16 protein-coding genes are annotated in these 18,481 nt (G+C 71.1%); 9 read left to right on the top strand and 7 right to left on the bottom strand.

Annotated features, from left to right (window positions below; all coding sequences use genetic code 11):
- Positions 1–181: 181 nt before the first annotated feature.
- Positions 182–814 carry a GNAT family N-acetyltransferase gene (locus ABIA38_RS06360; RefSeq protein WP_424637436.1) on the bottom strand — a complete coding sequence of 211 codons (633 nt, stop codon included), beginning with the start codon at positions 812–814 and terminating at the stop codon, positions 182–184.
- 93 nt (positions 815–907) lie between these two features.
- On the bottom strand, positions 908–1,336 hold the full coding sequence (locus tag ABIA38_RS06355; protein ID WP_424637435.1) for a MarR family winged helix-turn-helix transcriptional regulator: 429 nt from the start codon (positions 1,334–1,336) through the stop codon (positions 908–910).
- Between the two features lie 194 nt (positions 1,337–1,530).
- Between ABIA38_RS06355 and ABIA38_RS06350 the strand changes: the two genes are divergently transcribed.
- A complete protein-coding gene (locus ABIA38_RS06350; RefSeq protein ID WP_424637434.1) occupies positions 1,531–1,947 on the top strand; it encodes a RidA family protein in 417 nt (138 codons plus the stop codon).
- Between the two features lie 90 nt (positions 1,948–2,037).
- Complete coding sequence (locus ABIA38_RS06345; protein WP_424637433.1) at positions 2,038–3,132, top strand: alkene reductase; 1,095 nt, start codon at positions 2,038–2,040, stop codon at positions 3,130–3,132.
- A 51-nt stretch (positions 3,133–3,183) separates the two neighbouring features.
- On the opposite strand, the gene ABIA38_RS06340 is transcribed toward ABIA38_RS06345, so the two are convergent.
- The 3 genes from ABIA38_RS06340 to ABIA38_RS06330 form a co-directional block, all read right to left on the bottom strand.
- Positions 3,184–3,642: a CBS domain-containing protein gene (locus tag ABIA38_RS06340; RefSeq protein WP_424637432.1), complete on the bottom strand. Its 459-nt coding sequence runs from the start codon at positions 3,640–3,642 to the stop codon at positions 3,184–3,186.
- Between the two features lie 646 nt (positions 3,643–4,288).
- Complete coding sequence (locus ABIA38_RS06335) at positions 4,289–6,064, bottom strand: LCP family protein (RefSeq protein WP_424637431.1); 1,776 nt, start codon at positions 6,062–6,064, stop codon at positions 4,289–4,291.
- A gap of 524 nt (positions 6,065–6,588) precedes the next feature.
- Complete coding sequence (locus ABIA38_RS06330) at positions 6,589–7,317, bottom strand: TetR/AcrR family transcriptional regulator (RefSeq protein WP_424637430.1); 729 nt, start codon at positions 7,315–7,317, stop codon at positions 6,589–6,591.
- Positions 7,318–7,558: 241 nt separating this feature from the next.
- Here ABIA38_RS06330 and ABIA38_RS06325 point away from each other — a divergent pair, with 241 nt between their 5' ends.
- From ABIA38_RS06325 to ABIA38_RS06315, 3 genes are all read left to right on the top strand, one after another.
- On the top strand, positions 7,559–7,882 hold the full coding sequence (locus ABIA38_RS06325) for a cupin (protein WP_424637429.1): 324 nt from the start codon (positions 7,559–7,561) through the stop codon (positions 7,880–7,882).
- A 125-nt stretch (positions 7,883–8,007) separates the two neighbouring features.
- The gene (locus ABIA38_RS06320; RefSeq protein ID WP_424637428.1) at positions 8,008–9,414 is read left to right on the top strand and encodes an MFS transporter; all 1,407 of its coding nucleotides are present in this window, start codon (positions 8,008–8,010) and stop codon (positions 9,412–9,414) included.
- 209 nt (positions 9,415–9,623) lie between these two features.
- The gene (locus tag ABIA38_RS06315; protein WP_424637427.1) at positions 9,624–10,316 is read left to right on the top strand and encodes a L,D-transpeptidase family protein; all 693 of its coding nucleotides are present in this window, start codon (positions 9,624–9,626) and stop codon (positions 10,314–10,316) included.
- Between the two features lie 42 nt (positions 10,317–10,358).
- Here ABIA38_RS06315 and ABIA38_RS06310 read toward each other — a convergent pair whose 3' ends face one another.
- Positions 10,359–11,207 carry a helix-turn-helix domain-containing protein gene (locus ABIA38_RS06310; RefSeq protein WP_424637426.1) on the bottom strand — a complete coding sequence of 283 codons (849 nt, stop codon included), beginning with the start codon at positions 11,205–11,207 and terminating at the stop codon, positions 10,359–10,361.
- A 2,128-nt stretch (positions 11,208–13,335) separates the two neighbouring features.
- Positions 13,336–13,971, bottom strand: coding sequence for a TetR/AcrR family transcriptional regulator (locus ABIA38_RS06305; protein ID WP_424637425.1), 636 nt, complete (start codon positions 13,969–13,971; stop codon positions 13,336–13,338).
- 120 nt (positions 13,972–14,091) lie between these two features.
- Between ABIA38_RS06305 and murJ the strand changes: the two genes are divergently transcribed.
- The 4 genes from murJ (at position 14,092) to ABIA38_RS06285 (ending at position 18,434) form a co-directional block, all read left to right on the top strand.
- Entirely contained in the window at positions 14,092–15,927 is a 1,836-nt protein-coding gene (murJ, locus tag ABIA38_RS06300; RefSeq protein ID WP_424637424.1) for a murein biosynthesis integral membrane protein MurJ, read from the top strand.
- Between the two features lie 381 nt (positions 15,928–16,308).
- Positions 16,309–16,824, top strand: a complete 516-nt coding sequence (locus ABIA38_RS06295) for a hypothetical protein (protein ID WP_424637423.1) — start codon at positions 16,309–16,311, stop codon at positions 16,822–16,824.
- Between the two features lie 159 nt (positions 16,825–16,983).
- Positions 16,984–17,829: a DUF4097 family beta strand repeat-containing protein gene (locus ABIA38_RS06290; RefSeq protein WP_424637422.1), complete on the top strand. Its 846-nt coding sequence runs from the start codon at positions 16,984–16,986 to the stop codon at positions 17,827–17,829.
- Between the two features lie 380 nt (positions 17,830–18,209).
- Positions 18,210–18,434, top strand: coding sequence for a hypothetical protein (locus ABIA38_RS06285; RefSeq protein ID WP_424637421.1), 225 nt, complete (start codon positions 18,210–18,212; stop codon positions 18,432–18,434).
- Positions 18,435–18,481 lie beyond the last annotated feature (47 nt).

Below are 18,481 nucleotides of genomic sequence, written 5' to 3'. Positions count from 1 at the left end.
CGGGGGTTGCGTTCTCGGGTGTCCTCAAGCGCCGGACGGGCTGATTGGGTCGGTCGGTTCGGGATCGTGGGCTTGGTTCCGGGGTGTCGTCAAGCGCCGGACGGGCCGGATTGGTTGGTCGGCCCCGGATCGTGGGCTTGGTTCGCGGGTGTCGCCAAACGCCCGACGGGCTGGGTGGGTCTCAGCCCGGGAGTCGGCGCGTCATTGTCGTGGTTGCGCTGAAGCCCATCAGGGTGCGCAGGAAGGGGGCGTGTTCGGTCTTTGTGGCGGTGAAGCCGTGTCGTTCGTAGAGGGCGCGGGCGCGTGGGTTGGTGTCGATCACGTCCAGGCGGATTCGGCGGTAGCCGCGTTCGTGGGCCAGTGTGGCGATCTCCGCCAGGAGCAGGCCGCCGATGCCGGTGCCGCGTTGGTCGGCGGCGACGGCGATGCCGTCCATGAGGAACTCGCCGCGTGCGGGCCGGCGTTCGAACAGGGCCAACAGGGCGACCCGGTGCAGCGCGCGCACGCCGCCGTACGCGCGCAGTACATCGCGTACCGTGCCGCCGGTGAGGCCGCGTCCGTCGTCGCGGTAGCCGGCCAGGCCGACCAGTACGCCGTTGCGGAGCGCGACGATCGCGCGGTCGGGGTGCAGGTGCTCGGCGAGGAACGTGATCCCGGCCTCGGCGGGACCAAGCCCGGGGCCCAGCTTGCGGCCGAAAGCCTCCCAGTACAGCTCCGCCGCCCGCCGGTGCGAGCCCGCCGGCAGCCCGCGTTGGATCACGGGAGCGTCGTCCGGGTTGCTCCGCTGCTCGTTTGGGCCGTACGCCGGGTTCATCGCGTCACCTTCGGGGTGAGGGGGCAACCAGCGTATCGTAAACGTTCGTATGACAGACGGGCGTTTCTAGTTCGATAGGTTTGGCTGTCCGGGTCAGCTCACCGCGACCGGCGGCATGGCGCCCAGTGCCGTCGCCACCTCCGCGAGTTGTGGATCGGCCGCCGCCCTGGTCAGTGCGGCGGTGAGGGCCTCGGCGTAGGTGGTGTCGGCCTCGGCCAGTCGGGTGCGGCCCGCGTCGGTGATCACGCTGTACACCCCTCGGCGGTCCTTGGGACACAGGTCGCGTCGGGTGAGCCCGTCGGTTTCCAGGCGGACCGCGAGGCGGCTGACCGAGCTCTGGTTGAGGCCGATCGAATCGGCCAACTCCTGCATCCGCAGCTCGCCGTCGGGCGCGACCGCGAGGCGGGACAGCGCGCGGTACTCGGACAGGCCTATCCCGTGTCGCCGCTGCAGCGTCCTGCCGAGGTCGTGCTCGACGCGGGCGTGCAGTACGACGACCTGTTCCCAAAGCTTCGCGTCCATCGCCCCGTCCTTCTTCGCCGGTTCGATCGGCCCCTCGTCGTGGGCCGGGGTGGGCCGGGCGGAGGTCGCTGTTGACAACAGATTACATGTAGTGCCAGATTATGCATGCGCAAGCAAACAATGCATGTGCATGCAACTTCTACGGATCCTCAAGGATCCGATTCGAATTTCGAACTTTGAACGAGGAGCGCACCATGGCCACCACCGATGTCACCGACGCCGCCACCCGCATCGAGCGGATCGCGACCACGCCGGACTGGTACGAGTCGTACCGGATCTCCCAGGCGATCCGAGCCGGCGGGCTGATCTTCGTGTCCGGTCAGGCCGGCTTCGACGAGAGCGGGCGCACCGTCGACGGCGGCTTCCTGGCCCAGGGCCGACAGGCCTTCCGCAACGTGGAGCGCGTACTGGCGGCGGCGGGCGCGACGTTCGCCGACGTGGTCAAGGTCGGCATCTACGTCCGCAACATGGCCGAGGACCTGGACAAGCTGATCGAGCTGCGCGAGGAGTTCCTGTCCCTGCCGTATCCCGCGGACACCCTCGTCGAGGTCTCCTCACTGGCCCAGCCGGACTGGCTGATCGAGGTCGAGGTCACCGCACTCGCCCGCTGAAGCCACGGCAGCGCGCCCGGAACGGAACCGGCCGCACCGACTCGACCCGACCCGACCCGACCCGACCCATCGCAGGAAACGGAAGATACGTTGACCACCTTTACCACCACCACCGTGAACCCGCTGCTGACCCCGTACCGCCGCGGTGTGCTGAACCTGCCCAACCGGATCGCGATGGCCCCGATGACCCGGGGCCGCGCCGACGACACCACCGGCGTGCCGAGCGAGCATGCCGCCGATTACTACACGCAGCGCGCCGGCGCCGGGCTGCTGATCACCGAGGGCATCTCGGTGCACCCGCTCGGCAAGTCCGGTCCGGGGATTCCGGGCCTGCAGACGGACGAACAGGCCGCGCGTTGGCGGGAGATCACCTCGGCGGTACATGCGGCCGGCGGCCGGATCTTCGCCCAGCTGTGGCACGCGGGCCGGATGACGCACCCGGTCACCCTGGGCGGCGAGACGCCGACCGCGCCCTCGGCGGTGCCGATCACCGAGGCGCCGATCTACACCAGCGAAGGGCTGTTGCCGCATGTCACGCCGCGGGCGCTGAGCATCGCCGAGATTCGCGAGCTGGTCGGCGCGTTCGCGGGCGCCGCGCGCCGGGCGATCGACGCCGGGTTCGACGGGATCGAACTGCACGGTGCCAACGGCTACCTGTTCAAGCAGTTCCACGCCGAGAACACCAATCTGCGCACCGACCGCTACGGCGGCTCGCGGGAGAACCGGCTGCGGTTCACCCTCGAGGTGGTGGACGCGGTGATCGCCGAGATCGGCGCAGAGCGGGTGGCGCTGCGCATCTCGCCGGACAACCCGGAGAACCAGATAGCCGAGACCGACGCGCGCGACACCTACCGGGCCCTGGTGGACGCGCTGGACCCGCTCGGGCTGGCCTACCTGCACATCCTCGAACGTGGGGACTACGCCGCACTCGCCGACCTGCGCCCGCGCTGGTCCGGCACACTGATCGCCAACCACAACGGCCCGAGTCCGGTCGACCCGGCGACCGCCGAACGGCTGGTCGCCGGCGAACTGGCCGACGTGGTGGCGTTCGGCCGGTTGTTCATCAGCAACCCGGATCTGCCCGCGCGCATCGCCCACGGCCGCGAACTGGCCCCGCCGCCGGTGGTGGACATCTACGGCGGCGGCGCGCGCGGCTACGTGGACTATCCGCCGGCCTCGGCGTAGTTCGGAGTGGTTTGGCGTAGTTCGGCGTCTTGCCTACCGCGCGTCGAGGCGTTACGCGACCGCGCCCAGCGGGCTCGGCTCGCCGGCGAGTACGGCGCGCAGCGCCTCCGGGGTCAGCACGCCGACGGCTCGGCCGGCCTCGTCGGTCACGGCCCATACCCGCAGACCACGCGCGCGCATCGTGGCGAGCGCCTCGGCGGCGGGCAGTTCCGGGCGGGCGAACGGGCCGCGGTCGTGCGAGATGTTCCCGATCGGGGTGCGCGCGGTGTACCAGGAGCGGGTCAGGTAGGGCGCGAACTGCGCGCGGCGCACGATGCCCAGGCAGCGGCCGTCCTCGGCGTGCACGATCACCTGCTCCGCGTCGGCCACCCGGACCAGGTCGATCGCCTTGTCGACCATGACCGTCGCGCGGATCCGCAACTCGACGGGTCGCATGGCCTGCGCGACGGTGGGCGGGCCGGCGGGAACGGCATGGGTGGTGGGGCGAGGATGGTGGGGGCGGGTGGTCATCGAGGGCACCTGTTTCGAATCGTCCGGGGAGACCGGGGAGTTCGGCGGCGGTCGGCTGGGCACCCGAACCGGGGCGTGGCACGGCCTCGAACCGGCCGGGCGCGGTATGCGAAACGGACCGCGGGGTCCCGGGGCTCGACGCGGCGGTGCGGCCCGCGACGGGTGGTGGCGCTGTGCGCTGGTCGGCGGACGAAAGGCGGGCACGGGCATTCGGCGCACCTGCCTTCGGACCTCGCCGGCCTGGCCGGCGTCGTCGCCCACCGAGGACGGCATCGACTCGGAAGCCGACGGACAGTGTGTCTTCGGTACGGCCACCTTACCGTCTATTTACCGTCTTTCCGACGGCGGGCCGACCGGGCGTCGGTACATATCCGGGCGAATCTGCTTTATTTGCGGGCGTGTTCGGGGTGCTCGACAACGGGCTTGGCGGGGTGCGGGTGCGGGTGCGCGTGCGGGCGCCGGCGCCGGCGCGGATCAGGTCGGGTTGCGCCGTTGCGCCGTTGCGCTGGTCGGGTCCGTCGGGCCGATCGGGTCGGTCGGGCGCCCGTACGGACCGGCCCGACCGTACGGGCGGCTGGCTGGCCGGCCGGCGACACAGGGAGTTGCCCCTGTCGCCGGCCCGGCTCGGCCTGGCCGGCCACCGCTGCTACCAGGTGTAGATCGGCTTCCCGTTCCGGTCCTTCGCCTCGGTGTAGACCTTCATGCACGCGCCGTCCTCGGACGCGTTCAACGCGGCGGAGTCCTTGGGGAGTTCGCCCGCCGGCGGGGGCGACGGCGGGGTGGACGGGGGTGTACTCGTGCCCTTGCCGCCCTCGCCCTTGAAGGTCGCGCCGGAACTCCAGTCGCTGCCGATCTGCAGCGTGACGTGGGTCGCGGTGGACAGCGGGGACAGCGCGCTCGCGGGCAGCCCGAGTGCGTCGGCGACCGCCTGAGCCTGGTCCTTGTCGGCGGGCGGGAAGATCAGCGTGGTGGTCTGCCGCTTGATCGGGTTCGGATCCTTGGTGGTCTTGGTGAAGCCCTGGGCGATCAGCCCGTCGGTGACCGTGCCGGGCAGGCTGGTCCGGGTGGTGCCGTTGACCACGGTGATCCGGACCGCGCTCTTGTCCAGGGTCGGCGCGGGTGGTTGCTCGGCCGGGGCCGGCGGGGTGGTCTCGGTGCCCGGGGGCGGGCCGTTCTTGTCGAAGGCCACATCGGACCGGACCATCTTGAACAACGTCTCGGCGGACGCGGCGGGCACCAGGTGCTCGTTCGGCGCCTGCGGGTCGGGAACGGTCGGCATCGTGGTCGAGGTGATCCGGTTGGTGCTCACCTTGTTCAGCGTGGTCGCCAGCGAGGTCAGCTTCGGGATGCCGTTGAGACCGTCGTCCACGGTCAGCGCGTTGGTCGCCGCCTCGGCGATCTTGAACAGTTTGATCGGGTTGGTGATCGTACTGTTCGATTTGAGCGTGCGCACCATCGAGTTCAGGTACATGTGCTGCGCGTGGGTACGGCCGATGTCGCCGCCGTCCTCGAACGCGTGCCGGGTACGCAGCCACTTGAGGGCGTCCTCACCCTGGATGGTGTGCTTGCCCGCGGTCAGCTTGAGGTGCGAGCCGATCTCGTGCCGGACGCCGTCGATGTACTCGATCTGTTCGTCCTGGATGTTCGACTGCACGCAGACCTCGACCCCGCCGACCGCGTCGGCCATCGAGACCACACCGGAGAAGGTCACCATCATGAAGTGATCGATGTGGATCTTGGTGAGCGCCTGCCACGCGCCCACCACGCAGCCGGGTCCGCCCCGACCGAGGGCCTCGTTGATCGTGGTGTTGATCGCGTTGAACTTCTGCTTGGTCTTGGGGTCGGTGCAACTCGGGACCTGCACCCGGGTGTCGCGCGGGATGCTGATCAGCGACGCGTTGCTGCGGTCCGCCGACACGTGCAGCAACATCTGCACGTCCGCGCGCGGCGGGCCGCCGTCGCCGCACGCCCCGCCGAGCTTGCAGTCGGCCGGGCTGTCCCGGCCGTCCGAGCCGATCATCAGGATGTTCAGCGGGGTGCGCCCGAACGCGTCCGGCGCCTCCTTGGGCACATCCACGTCGCTGGTGTTGAGCTTGCTGTGTTTTATGTTCCCGTTGAGCTTCTGGTAGATCACGAAGCCGGTGATGCCGAGCGCGACCAGCGCCAGCGACAACACGATCGCGGTGATCTTGAGCTTGCGGAAGCGTCGCGGCTTGCCGTGACCGGTGGACTTGCCTTTGCGGGCGGCCCGCCTGCCCGGGCTGCTCGCGCTCTCCGCGTCGGCACCGGCACCGGTGGCGCCGTCGGGCTCGGGCCCGCCGGCCGATGCGGAACCGGTCGGTACCGCCTCGGAGTCGGCCGGCTGCGCCGACGCCGCGGACGTGCGCCGGCGGCGACCGCCGCGCTCCGGAACGGAATTCAAAACGACCCCCGAGAGTGCTGTCGTCGGACCGAACCCGCGATATCGCAGATTGGCTCGACACCGTACCGGGTGGCCGGAACGGGCCGGACAAGTGCCGGCTGCCGATCGTTCACCGGCAGCGGTGGCCTTCGGGGAAACGGACGACAAGCCCATACCCGGCGGTTGCAGTGCGGCGGCGGGGCGCGGATATGGCGTCGCTCACGAGTCGGTGTACGGCCCGGGGACGCGAAGACGGCGCCGCCCTCGGGGGGAGGAGGCGGCGCCGTCGCTCTCGGGTCGGTGAGCGGGATCACCTCTCGGCGGTGGGCACGCCGCGACTCCAGCCGAACGGTAATTCGCAGCGGCAATGGTTGGGCCCGGGGACACCCGTTCACCGACTGCCCCGTACAACGAGCGACCCCGGCCGACAATTCCCGGCAAATGGAGCGGTCGTACCTGTCCGGGGGATAGGGGGCTCGGTCTCGCCCGCGAGCACCCGGTCCGGGCCGCTCCGGACGCAGGGCTCTCTCGCGGCTGGGGATTGCCTATGGGCGTGCTGATCGCCCTCCGCCCCCGCCTCTGCTCTGGTCCTCGCCCTCGCTGGCGGGTCGGGTTGGGCCTCCGGGGATGGGGTGTTGTTCCAGGGCGGTGAGCAGGAGGTCCAGGCCGGCGTGGAACTCGGTGTCCGGCGTGCTCTCGGCGGCGGCCGTGGCGATTTCGATCAGGTACGGGAAGCGGGCGGCGGGGAGGGTGCGGGCTCGGGCGGTGATCGCCTGGACGTCGTCGGCGGGGGCGATCGACTGCGGCCCGGCGAGTTCGGCCTGGGCGAAGCCGGTGACGAAGGCGGTCACCGTGCGGAAGGCGTACAGCAGATCGGGGCCGCGTCGGCCGCTGCGGGCCAGGGCGCGGAGCAGGGCCTCGCCGTGGGCCAGGGTCGCCTCGTCGTCGATCCGGCGGGTGAGGATCAGCGGGATGACGTCGGGATGGGCGCGGACGGCGCGCCAGTTCGCCTCGGCGAGGCGGCGGATGTCGGCGCGCCAGTCGGCGAGCGCGGCGGTCGGGTCGGCAGCGGGCAGGGCGTCCGCCATCACCGCCTCGACGAGCAGGCCCTCCAGGCCCTCGCGGCCGTCCACGTAGTTGTAGATCGTCATCGCCCCGGTGCCCAGCGCCGCCGCGAGGCTGCGCATGGTCAACGCGGCCAGGCCGTGCGCGTCGACCAGGGTCAGGGCCGCTGTGCGCAATTGTTCGCGGCTGAACTTTCGGGGCGCGGGCACGGTGGCTCTCCTTTTGCTTCTTTTCGCTTCTCGTTGCTTCTCGTTGCTTCTTGACGTACGTACGGCGTACGTGTTCGATGGGCGTTGTTCACGTACAGAGTACGCCAACGTTGCTCCGGGGTGCTCGAACACGCCCGGATTCCGCTGCACTGAGGGGATTCCTTCGATGACTCGTGTCGATCTGTTCGAACGTGCGATTTGGCTGGCCGAAGGCGGTCGGATAGGTGTCGGGGAACGCCGGATGACCGGTGATTCCGAGGGGTGGCAGGTGGGGGCCTTCCGGGTCGAGACCGATGCCGATCTGCACGCCGACCACTGGGAGATGCACCCGGCCTCGGACGAGGTGGTGTGCGTATGGACGGGCGGCCTGCGGATCGTGCTGCGCGCCGAGGACGGCGTCGGTGCGGAGCCGCCGGTGGAACTCGGGCCCGGTGCGGCCTTCGTGGTGCCGTGCGGGCGTTGGCATCGGCTCGAATCGGTGGTGCCGACCGAGTTGATGTCCATCGCGTTGCGTTCCGGAACTCGGCTGGAGCGGCGCGTCGAGCGTGCGGTGGGGCAGGAGTGAGGGCGACGATCGCGGGTGCGGGTGCGGGTGCGGGTGCGGGTGCGGGTGCGGGTGCGGGTGCGGGTGCGGCGTCGGGCTCGGCTTTTGCTTCGGGCTCGGCTTCGGCTTCGGGTTCGGATTCGGGTTTGGCTTCGGACTCGCCGGTGGCGACCCGGTTGTTGCTGGTCGTGGTGTTGACCGTGCAGTTCACCGTCGCGCTGGACATGTCCGTGGTCAATGTCGCGCTGCCGGACATCCGCGATGATCTGGGGTTCGGCGCGGAGGGGTTGCCGTGGGTGGTGAACGCGTACGCGCTCACCTTCGGCGGGCTGATGATGCTCGGCGGGCGGCTCGGTGATCTGGTCGGCCGGCGCCGCACGTTGCTCGCCGGGCTGACGGTGTTCGGCCTGGCCGGTCTGGCGGGCGGCTTCGCGTCCTCGCCCGGCGCGCTGATGGCCGCTCGTGCGGTGCAGGGGGTGGGCGCCGCCGCGCTCGCGCCGGTGGCCTTCGCACTGATCACGGTGAACTTCCCGGCCGGGCCCGCGCGTTCGAAGGCGCTCGGGTTGTGGGGCGCGACGGCGGCGGCCGGTGGGGCGTTCGGGGTGCTGATCGGCGGGCTGCTCACCGAGTCGGTGGGCTGGCAGGCGGTGATGCTGATCAATGTGCCGATCGTGGCGTTCGCGCTGATCGTGGCGCGGCGGTTGACGCCGGATCGGCCCGCCGCGGGTGGGGCGCGCCGGTTGGATCCGGGAGGGGCGCTGCTGGTCACCGCGGGGGCGACCACGCTGGTCCTGGGGGTGGTGCGGGCCGAGCGGCAGGGCTGGACGTCGATGATGACGATCGGGACGCTGGTTGTTGCGGTCGTGCTGCTCGCCGCCTTTGTACTGGTCGAACTGCGCGTCCCGGCACCGCTGTTGCGGATGGGGTTGCTGGCCCATCGGCCGGTGGTCGGGGCGAATCTGTTCATGATGCTGCTGTTTTCCGGGCAGTTCGCGGCGTTCTACTTCACGTCGTTGTATCTGCAACAGGTGCTCGGCTATGGGCCGGCCGCCGCCGGTGCGGCGTTCGTGCCGTTCTCGCTCGGGATCGTGGTCGGTTCGGTGGTGGCGACCAGGACGGTGGCCCGGCTGGGACTCGGCCGGCTGCTTGCCCTTGGTGGGGCGTTGGTGGCGGTCGGGTTCGGGTGGTTCGGGCTTACGTTCGAGGTCGACGGCACGTTCCTGCGCTCGATCCTGGGGCCGTCGTTGGTGGCGAGCATCGGGGCCGGGCTGTGCTTCGTGCCGTTGGGGACGGCCGCGACGTCCGGAGTGGCCGCGCACGAGGCCGGGATGGCGGGCGGGTTGATCAACAGCTCGCGGCAGATCGGTGGTTCGATCGGTTTGGCCGGGCTGGTCACGCTGGCCGCGTCGGTCACCGGGCCGGAAGGCGGCGGCTCGCGGCGCGAGTTGGTGCACGGGTACGCGGTGGCGCTGGAGGCGGCGGGTGGGTTGTCGGTGATCGCGGCGTTGGCGGCGCTGGTCTTGGTGCGGGCGGCCGATGCGGGGACGGGGTGAGGCGGGGGCGCAGTGAAGCGTGGACGGAGGACCCGCGACCTGGGCGAACTGCTTTGTGTCGCAGTCCATTTCGGAGTCGGGAGGGTGCGGTGGTGGGTCGGCGGGGCAGACTGACGGTGACGTGACGGGGCGTGGACGTGCGCGCACCCGCCGGTGCAGGACGGATGAGCAGGCCGCGCGAGGGTGTGGGTGCCGTGGAGGGAGAGGCGATGAGTGTGTTCATACGTGTGTGCCGGCGAGCGGGGGCGGTGCTGGCCGCCGCCGTGGTCGCGGTGCCGCTGAGCGTGGTGCTCGCGGCCCCGGCGGACGCCGCCGCGCCGGCGGCGTGCACGGCCCCGACCGGGCCCTATCAGCGGCAGGTCGAACGGGCGTTGGGGCTGGCCGTGGACGGTCGGCAGTCGCCGGCCGACTGCCGGGCGATCCGCGCCTACCAGGCCGAGCACGGGATCCGGCCGGCGGCCGGGTACGCGGGGCCGGTCACGTACGCCACGCTGCAACGTGGGGGCAGCGGGTGTCCGACCGACGTGGGTCGGATCGCGTGTGTGGATCTGGATCGGCAGCTGACCTGGATCCAGGACGGTGCGAAGCGGATCTACGGACCGGTCGCCATCCGTTCGGGGCGGGCCGGATTCGAGACGCGCATCGGCCTGTTCAAGGTGTACTACCGCGCGCAGAACCACGTTTCGACGCTCTACGACGTGCCGATGCCGTACAGCCAGTTCTTCGACGGCGGCATCGCGTTCCATGCGATCGACGGGGCGATCTCCTCGCCGCCCGGATCACATGGATGCGTCAACATGCGGCCGGCGGACGCGAAGGCGTACTGGGACCTGCTGCACACCGGCGACGAGGTGTACGTGTCGGGGCACCGGCCCGGTACGTCCGGTACGTCCGGTACGTGAGGTCGGGCGACTCGGCGGCTGTGACCGCGCTGCGCCGCCGGGTCAGACCGCGCGCAGGGCGCCCGGGTGGCGGCCGGTGAGGTGGTCCAGGGCGGCGGACGTGGGTTCGTCGCACGGGAGGTAGACGAGCAGCGTCTGGTCGACGTCGGCGAGGTCCAGGATCTCGCGTTCCAGGCGCAGTTCGCCCGCCTCGGGATGGGCCAGGCGCTCCACGCCGACCCGGCGCGGCGGGGTCGCGGGGGCGGCCAGCCGGTCGGTGAACGCGGTGCCCGCGGTGACGGCCAGGCCGTCGAGGAAGTTGCGGACGTAGGGATCGGCGAACGACGCGGCCATGCGCAGGATCGCGGCGTGCGCGTCGGCTATGCGCTCCCAGTCGGGATAGGCCGCGCGGGCGCGGGGATCGGTGAACACGTAGCGCGCGAGGTTGGGTTCGTCCGGGTCCAGGATGCCCAGCGGGCGGGCCAGCCGCTCGTAGCCGTTGGTGAACGCGAGCACGTCGCCGAGCCGGTTGACCAGCAGCGCCGGAGCCGGTTCGAGCCGATCCAGGAGCGCGCGCACGGTGGGCCGGATGGCCCGCGCGGGCGGCTCGCCGGCCGGGTCCGGGAACATCTCGCCGACGGCGGCCCTGGCCAGTTGGCGGACGTGGGCACGCTCGGTCGCGGTCAGCCGGAGCGCGTCGGCGAGGGCGGCGAGGACCTGACCGGAGGGGTTCCGGTCGCGGCCCTGCTCGAGACGGGCGAGGTACTCGACGCTGACCCCCGCCAGGGTCGCCAACTCGGATCGCCGCAGACCCGGGGTGCGGCGCCGGACACCGTCGGGCAGCCCGACATCGGCGGGCTTGACCGCCCCGCGGCGGTCGCGGAGGTACGCACCAAGCTCGTTCTCACTCACGGGCGGCAGCCTATTGGGCGACTTCGCCGCCGGCTCCCGAGACAGCGCATTTTTTCTCGGAGGAGGGGGGCGGGGGAGAGAAAAGGCGGTGCCTGGGCGTCTTGTTCTGCGGTTCGCCGGTCTTCGCGCTTCGCGCCTCGCGCTTTGCTCTCCGTGCTTCGTGCTTCGTGCTTCGTGCTTTGCGCTTTGCGCGTCGTGCGTCGATCACTTGGGGCGGCGGGGGTCGTGGGCGCTGACGCGCCGGGGTGCGGCCGGGGTGGGGGCGTGAATCGCGGGCGGGGCGAGGGGGGTTGGGCTGCGTCGGACCGGGGCTGGAGGGTCGGGCGGGGGTGGTTGGCGGGTTGGGCGTCGTGGGGTTGGGCTGGTGTGGGGGTGGCCCTGGGTCCGTTCGGCGGGGCTAGGTCGTGGGGGTGGCCGCCGTCTCGTCGTTGCTCGTCCCCTCCGGGGCCGGGTTTTTTGCTTGGTGCTTCGCATCCGTTGTTGCCCGTCCACTACGTGGCCGTCACTGCCCTGGACGGCTTCCCTGGCTCGTGGCCGGGGGCGGTCGGCCGCTTGGGCGTCGTGGGGTTGGGCTGGTGCCGTGGTGGCCCCGGGTCCGTTCGGCGGGGCCGGGTCGTGGCGGCTGCCCGCGTCTCGTCGTTGCACGTCCCCTCCGGGGCCGGGGTCTTTGCTTGGTGCTTCGCATCCGTTGTTGCCCGTCCACTACGTGGCCGTTACCACCCTGGACGGCTTCCCTGGCTCGCGGTCGGGGGCGGTCGGCCGCTTGGCCTCGTGGTGTGGGGCTGGTGCGCAGTTGGCCCCGGGTCCGTTCGGCGGGCCGGGTCGTGGCGGCTGCCACCGTCTCGTCGTTGCACGTCCCCTCCGGGGCCGGGGTCTTGCTTGGTGCTTCGCATCCGTTGTTGCCCGTCCACTACGTGGCCGTTACCACCCGGGTCGGCTTCCCTGGCTCGCGGTCGGGGGCGGTTGTTCGCTTGGCGTCGTGGTGTGGGGCTGCTGCCGTGCTTGGTCCCGGGTCCGTTCGGCGGGGCCGGGTCGCGGTGGGTGGCCGCCGTCTCGTCGTTGCTCGTCCCCTCCGGGGCCGGGGTCTTGCTTGGTGCTTCGCATCCGTTGTTGCCCGTCCACTACGTGGCCGTTACCGCCCTGGTCGGCTTTGCTGGTTCGTGGTCGGGGGCGGTCGGCCGCTTGGCGGCCTCGGCGGCCGGTGGCCATGGCGCGTTTCACAGCCCGTCACGGCTCCCGCTCTCTCCTCGGGACCGAAACCGGATCCCGACGAGACTCCCAAGGCTCGAGACGAAGCGTGACCTGCGGTTTTACCCGGCACCCGGGCCCGCACGGGCCGACGAGTGCGGGTTTCGTGCTCCCCGAGCCGAAACCGAGGCACGACAAGGCAGAAAAGGCCGCGCACCACGCCGGAAACCCAAGCACCGGACACACACCCGACCCAAGACCCCGAGACTGCGCTCCACAGGCACACCGCAAGACCCGCGACCCAACCCCAGCGAGGCCCGAACGCCTGCGCAGCGGCCGAACCCCCCGACGCCCAAGGGACAACGGCCCCCGACCACGAGTCAGAGGAAGCCAACGAGGGCAGTAACGGCCACGTAGTGGACGGGCAACAACGGATGCGGAGCACCAAGCAAAGACCCCGGCCCCGGAGGGGACGTGCAACGACGAGGCGGTGGCCACCGTCACGAGTCGGCCCCGCCGAACGGACCCGGGGCCAAGCACGGCAGCAGCCCCACATCACGACGCCAAGCGGCCGACCGCCCCCGACCACGAGCCAGCAAAGCCGACCAGGGCAGTGACGGCCACGTAGTGGACGGGCAACAACGGATGCGAAGCACCAAGCAAAGACCCCGGCCCCGGAGGGGACGAGCAACGACGAGACGCGGGCAGCCGCCACGACCCGGCCCCGCCGAACGGACCCAGGGCCACCACGGCACCAGCCCAACACCACGACGCCAACCCGCCAACCACCCCCCCGACCGCGAATCCCACGCGGCCCCCCGACAGCCGACCTCGGCCGCGCCCCGGCGTGTCAGCGCCCACGACCGCCGCCGCCCCGCGTGATCGACGCGTGGAGAGTGGAGAGCGGCGGGGCCGCCCGACAACAAGACGACAAGACGGGTCAGTTCGGGGTGGCCGATGGGGGTGCGGCGCCGAGTAGGGCTGCCGTGGTGGCGGCGGTGAGGCGGTCGAGGTGGTTGTCGGTGAGGGGTGCGCGGGTGACGGCCAGGCGCCAGTACAGGGGGCCGACGATCAGGTCGAGGGCGAGTTCGACATCCAGGTTCGGGGGGAGTTCGCCGCGTTCGGTGGCGGCTCGGAGGACGGCGGTGCCGATTCGGCGCTGAGTGCCATGTAGTACCGAGTCCAGCTTGCCGGTGATCTCCGGATTGCGGGCCGCCTCGGCCAGCAGGTCGGGGATGATCTGCGCGGCCAGTGGGTGGCGCAGTGCGCGGGCGGCCTCGGTCAGCAGTAGGCGCAGGTCGCCGCGCAACGATCCGGTGTCCGGGGCGGGCAGGTCCTGTACGGCGACCGCGAGGATCAGGTCGACCACCATGTCCAGCTTGGCCGGCCAGCGCCGATAGACCGCGGTCTTGCCGACCCCGGCCCGGCGGGCGACCGCCTCGATGGACATCCGGCCGTAGCCGACCGAGGCGAGTTCCTCGAATACCGCGCCGCGGATCGCCGAGGTGACGTCCTCGCGCAGGACGGCGGCCCCGGCGGGGGGTCGACGGGTCGAGGGCTTCGCTTCGGCGGGCATGCGCCGATCGTACTGCGACACGACGATACGGTTGCGTTCTATCGTGCGAATGGCTACCGTCCGAGCACGGGCCAACAGTGTCGTCGGGGCGGGCCCGGGACTTGTGGGGGTGGGGGAACGATGGCCGAGCGATACCCGGGCGGCAGTGATCCGAACGCCGAGACGTTGCTGCTCGGGGTGATCGACGGCGGGCCGTCGACCCGGGCGCCGGGGGTCGGCGCGGCGGTGGATCCGCCCGCGCCGCTCGGCGGCGGTCGCCATCGTCGCAGGCCGGGCTCCGGTGACGGGGGCGGTGGGGGCACCGGCACCGGCACCGGCACCGGCGGTGGCGCGGCTCGGGCCGGGCTGGTGATGGCGGCCGGAACCGTGTTGTCTCGCGTCACCGGGATGCTTCGTACCGTGCTCATCGTGGCCGCGCTCGGCACCGCCGGGGCCGCCGATGCCTACAACGTGGCCAACACGATTCCCAACATGTTGTTCACGCTGCTTGCGGGTGGTGCGTTGAACGCGGTGTTCGTACCACGGATGATTCGCGCGATGCGGGACGAGGGCGAAGGCGAGGCGTACGCCAACCGGTTGCTCACGCTGACCGTATTGGTACTGGGCGTGGTCACGGTGCTCGCCTGGCTCGCCGCGCCCCAGTTGATCCGGCTGACGGGTGGTCAGCTGGCCGACGGGGAGGCGGGGCGGGGTTATGCCTCGGCGGTGACGTTTGCTCGGTACTGCCTGCCGCAGATCTTCTTCTACGGCGTGTTCACCGTGGTCGGTCAGATCCTCAACGCGCGGGGCCGGTTCGGCTCGATGATGTGGACGCCGGTGCTCAACAACGTGGTGGTGATCGCCACGTTCGCCCTGTTCATCGGCTGTACGCACGATGCGGGCGCGCAGGGGTTGTCCGCCGCGCAGATCCGGCTGCTCGGGATCGGTACGACGCTGGGCATCGTGGTCCAGGCGGCCTGCCTGTTCCCGTACCTGCGGGCGAGTGGGCTGCGGGTGCGGCTCAGGTTCGACTGGCGGGGGAGCGGGCTGCGCCAGGATGCCCGACTGGCCCGCTGGACACTGCTGTTCGCGCTGGTCAACCAGATCGGCTACACCGTCGTGGTCAACCTGACGGTGGCCGCCGGGAGTGCGGCGGAGCGAGCCGGGGCGGCGGGCGGTGCCGGATATACGCCCTACGGGAACGCGCAGACGTTGTGGATCCTGCCGCAATCGGTGATCACCGTGTCGCTGATGACCGCGCTGTTCCCGCGGATGTGCCGGGCCGTCGCCGACCATCGCCCCGAGGAGTTGCGTGAGCAACTCTCGCGCAGCCTACGGCTGTCGGGGGTGGCGATCGTGCCGGCGGCGTTCGGACTGTTGTGCTTCGGGCCGCAACTGACCGAGCTGATGTTCCGGCACGGCGAGACGGGCAGTGCGGATGTGACGGTGATGGCCCGGGTGTTGGCCGGCTTCTCGCTCGGGCTGATCCCGTTCTCCGCGCAATATGTGCTGCTGCGCGGGTTTTACGCGATGGAGGACACGCGTACGCCGTTCCTGGCCGCGGTGTGGATCGCCGGGGCGAATGCGGGGCTGTCCGGCGCGGCGTATCTGTTGTTGCCCGCCGCGTGGGCGGTGGTCGGCATGGCGCTGGCGTACACCCTGGCCTACACGATCGGGCTCGCGGTCACGGCGCGGCGGTTGCGGCGCCGGCTGCGCGGGGCCACGGGCCGCAGTACGGCCCGCACCTACGGGCGACTGATCGCGGCCGGCGCGGTGGCCGGTGCGGCGGGGGTCGCGGCGAGTCGGCCGTTGGGCGCGGTGGGGGAGGGGTCGGCGTTGGCGGCCGTCCAGCTCGGATTGGGTGGGGTGGTGATGGCGGTCGCGTTCGTGGGGGTCGGCCGACTGTTGCGAATCGACGAGGTGGCGGCGGTGGTTGGCGCGCTTCGGGGGCGGATGCGGGTTCGGTTGGCGGGGTGACGTGCCTGGTCCGGGTGGGTGACTCGGCCGGCTGGGCGACTTGGCCGGGTGACCTGGGTGGGCGACCTGGCAGGGTGAATCGGCAGGGTGAGTCGGTTGCGTGACCCGGCCGGCTCACCCGGTTGCGCGGCCCAGTTGCGTGGCGCGGCTGGGTGACTCGGCTACGTGACCTGGCTAAGTGAGTCGGTCTCAATGTCTCGGTCTCACGTCTCGGTTTCACGTCTCGGTTTCACGTCTCGGTCTTGCGACTCGGTTTCACGTCTCGGTCTTGCGACTCGGTCTTTCGACTCGGTCATCCGACCCACCGTTCGAGGCCGAATGACGTCACGCATGGGGTCGGTGACGCTTGCCATGACGTCATCGTGGCGTCATGATGACGTCATGGACCTCTCGCCGTATGTCGACAAGCTTTGTCGTGAGCTCGCGGGCGCCGCCGAGGCGAACGGCGACGACGCGCAGGCGCTTGCCGAGCGGTTGATCGCGCCGTTGGCGTCGGCGTCGCGGTTCGCCCTGCTGAGCGCGCTGTCCGCCGCGGCGGAGGAGATCAGCCGCGAGTTGGCGCCGGGGTCGGTCGATGTTCGGTTGCGGGGCCTGGAACCGGACTTCGTGGTGTCGCCGCCGCCGACGTCGGCATCGTTCGCGGAGTCGAGCACGCCGGCCGGCCCGCCGCCGGCCGCGCCCTCGCCCGAGGCCGACGAGGGTGGCACCGCGCGGATCACGTTGCGTCTGTCCGAGCACGTGAAGCCGAGGATCGAGCGGGCCGCCGGGCGTGAGGGGCTTTCGGTCAACGCCTGGCTGGTCCGGGTGGTGGGCGCGGCGCTCGAACCCGAGGAGCGGGTACGCGAGCGGCGTGCCACCTCGCGGGGCGCGCAACGATATACCGGCTGGGTGCGGTAGATCCCGGCCCGATCGATCCGATCCGATCCGATCGATCCGATCCGATCGATCCGATCCGATCGATCCGATCCGATCGATCCGATCGACGCGATCGGCCCGATCGATCTGGTCCTCTCGATTCGCAGAGCGCGTCCACCACCCACGTCAGGACGGGATGTCATGCCCACCTTCGATACGCCCAAGCCGATCTTCGCCACCATCGACCTCGTGGTCGGCGTACTGCGGATCAGCGCCGGCGACCGTACCGACACCGTCGTCACCGTGCGGCCCAGTGATCCGACGCACAACGCGGACGTACAGGCCGCCGAACTGACCACGGTGCACTACGCGTCGGGCCGGCTGGCGGTGAAGGCGCCCAGGAGCAAGGCCCGTTCGTTCTTCGGCCGAACCGCGTCGGTGGACGTGACGGTCGAGTTGCCGACCGGTTCCCGGGTCGAGGGCAAGGCAGCGGCGGCGGACGTCCACGCCGAGGGCCGGGTCGGCGAGGTCGCCTTCACCGTCGCGGCGGGCGACATCCGGCTCGACCGGACCGGCGCGTTGAAGCTGAACTCGACCGCGGGCGACGTCTCGGTGGCCCACTCGGTCGGCCACACCGACGTCAGCACCGCGGCCGGCGAGATCCGGATCGGCAAGATCGACGGCACGGCGGTGGTCCGCAACACCACGGGCGGCATCTCGCTCGGCGCGGTCAGCGGCGACCTGCGGCTGAACACCACAATCGGCGACATCGCCGTGGACCGGGCGCTGACCACCGTCGGCGCCAAGACGATCTCCGGCAGCGTCCGGATCGGCGAGGTGGTGCACGGCGCGGTCCGCCTGGAGACCGCGTCCGGCGAACTCGAGGTGGGGATCCGCGAGGGCACGGCGGCCTGGCTGGACCTGAACTCGCTGGCCGGCAAGGTACGCAACTCGTTGACCTCGGCCGATGGCCCGGAGCCCACCGATGACACGGTCGAGGTGCGCGCTCGCACGCTCTCCGGCGACATCGTGATCCGGCGTTCCTGACCCGGCCCATCCGAAGCACGCCGCAAGACCTTGAAGTACGTACGGGGGAGGGACAGCCCATGTGGGCCGCAGCCGAAATGTCCGGTGGGGTCTGGCCATTGCCGCATCCGGTGCCGACGCCGCTGCTGTGTGCGGTACTGATCCTGGCCGCGCTGGCCGCCCTGGAGCAGTGGCATCGACAGCGGAAGATCGCCCACCGACGCGCGGGCCGACGGGCCGGGGGAGCGGCCGACGGACGGGGCGGGGAACCGGCCGCCGGCCGTGCGCGGGGGGCGACACGCGAGGCGCAGCAAATGTCGGATTTGCTGACAATCCCGGCGGAATATGGGGGCGAACCGCCGCGGACATCCGCCGTCGTCTCGAATTCGCAGGGAGTCGCCATGCCCGTGACCGCCGATCTCGACAAGCTGCTCGACAAGGCCTACGAGAACAAGACCCTGAGCGAGGTGCTGGCCGCGCCGGTGGCCGGACTGGCCGGGATCACCGACGCGCACGCGGAGCACCTTGCGTCGCTGAAGATCAAGACCATCGGCGACCTGGGCCGCAACAAGTATTTCCGCTGGGCTGCCTCGCTCGCCGACCTCCAGGACAGCGGCGCCAAGTAGCCGTCGAGGTCGGATCGGTGCGACCCGGGCCCGGATCCGAGTGCGGC

The organism is Embleya sp. AB8 (genome assembly GCF_049739465.1).
Taxonomy (GTDB): Bacteria; Actinomycetota; Actinomycetes; order Streptomycetales; family Streptomycetaceae; genus Embleya.
The sequence above is the reverse complement of the archived record's forward strand: the minus strand, read 5'-3'. Positions and strand labels throughout refer to the sequence as shown.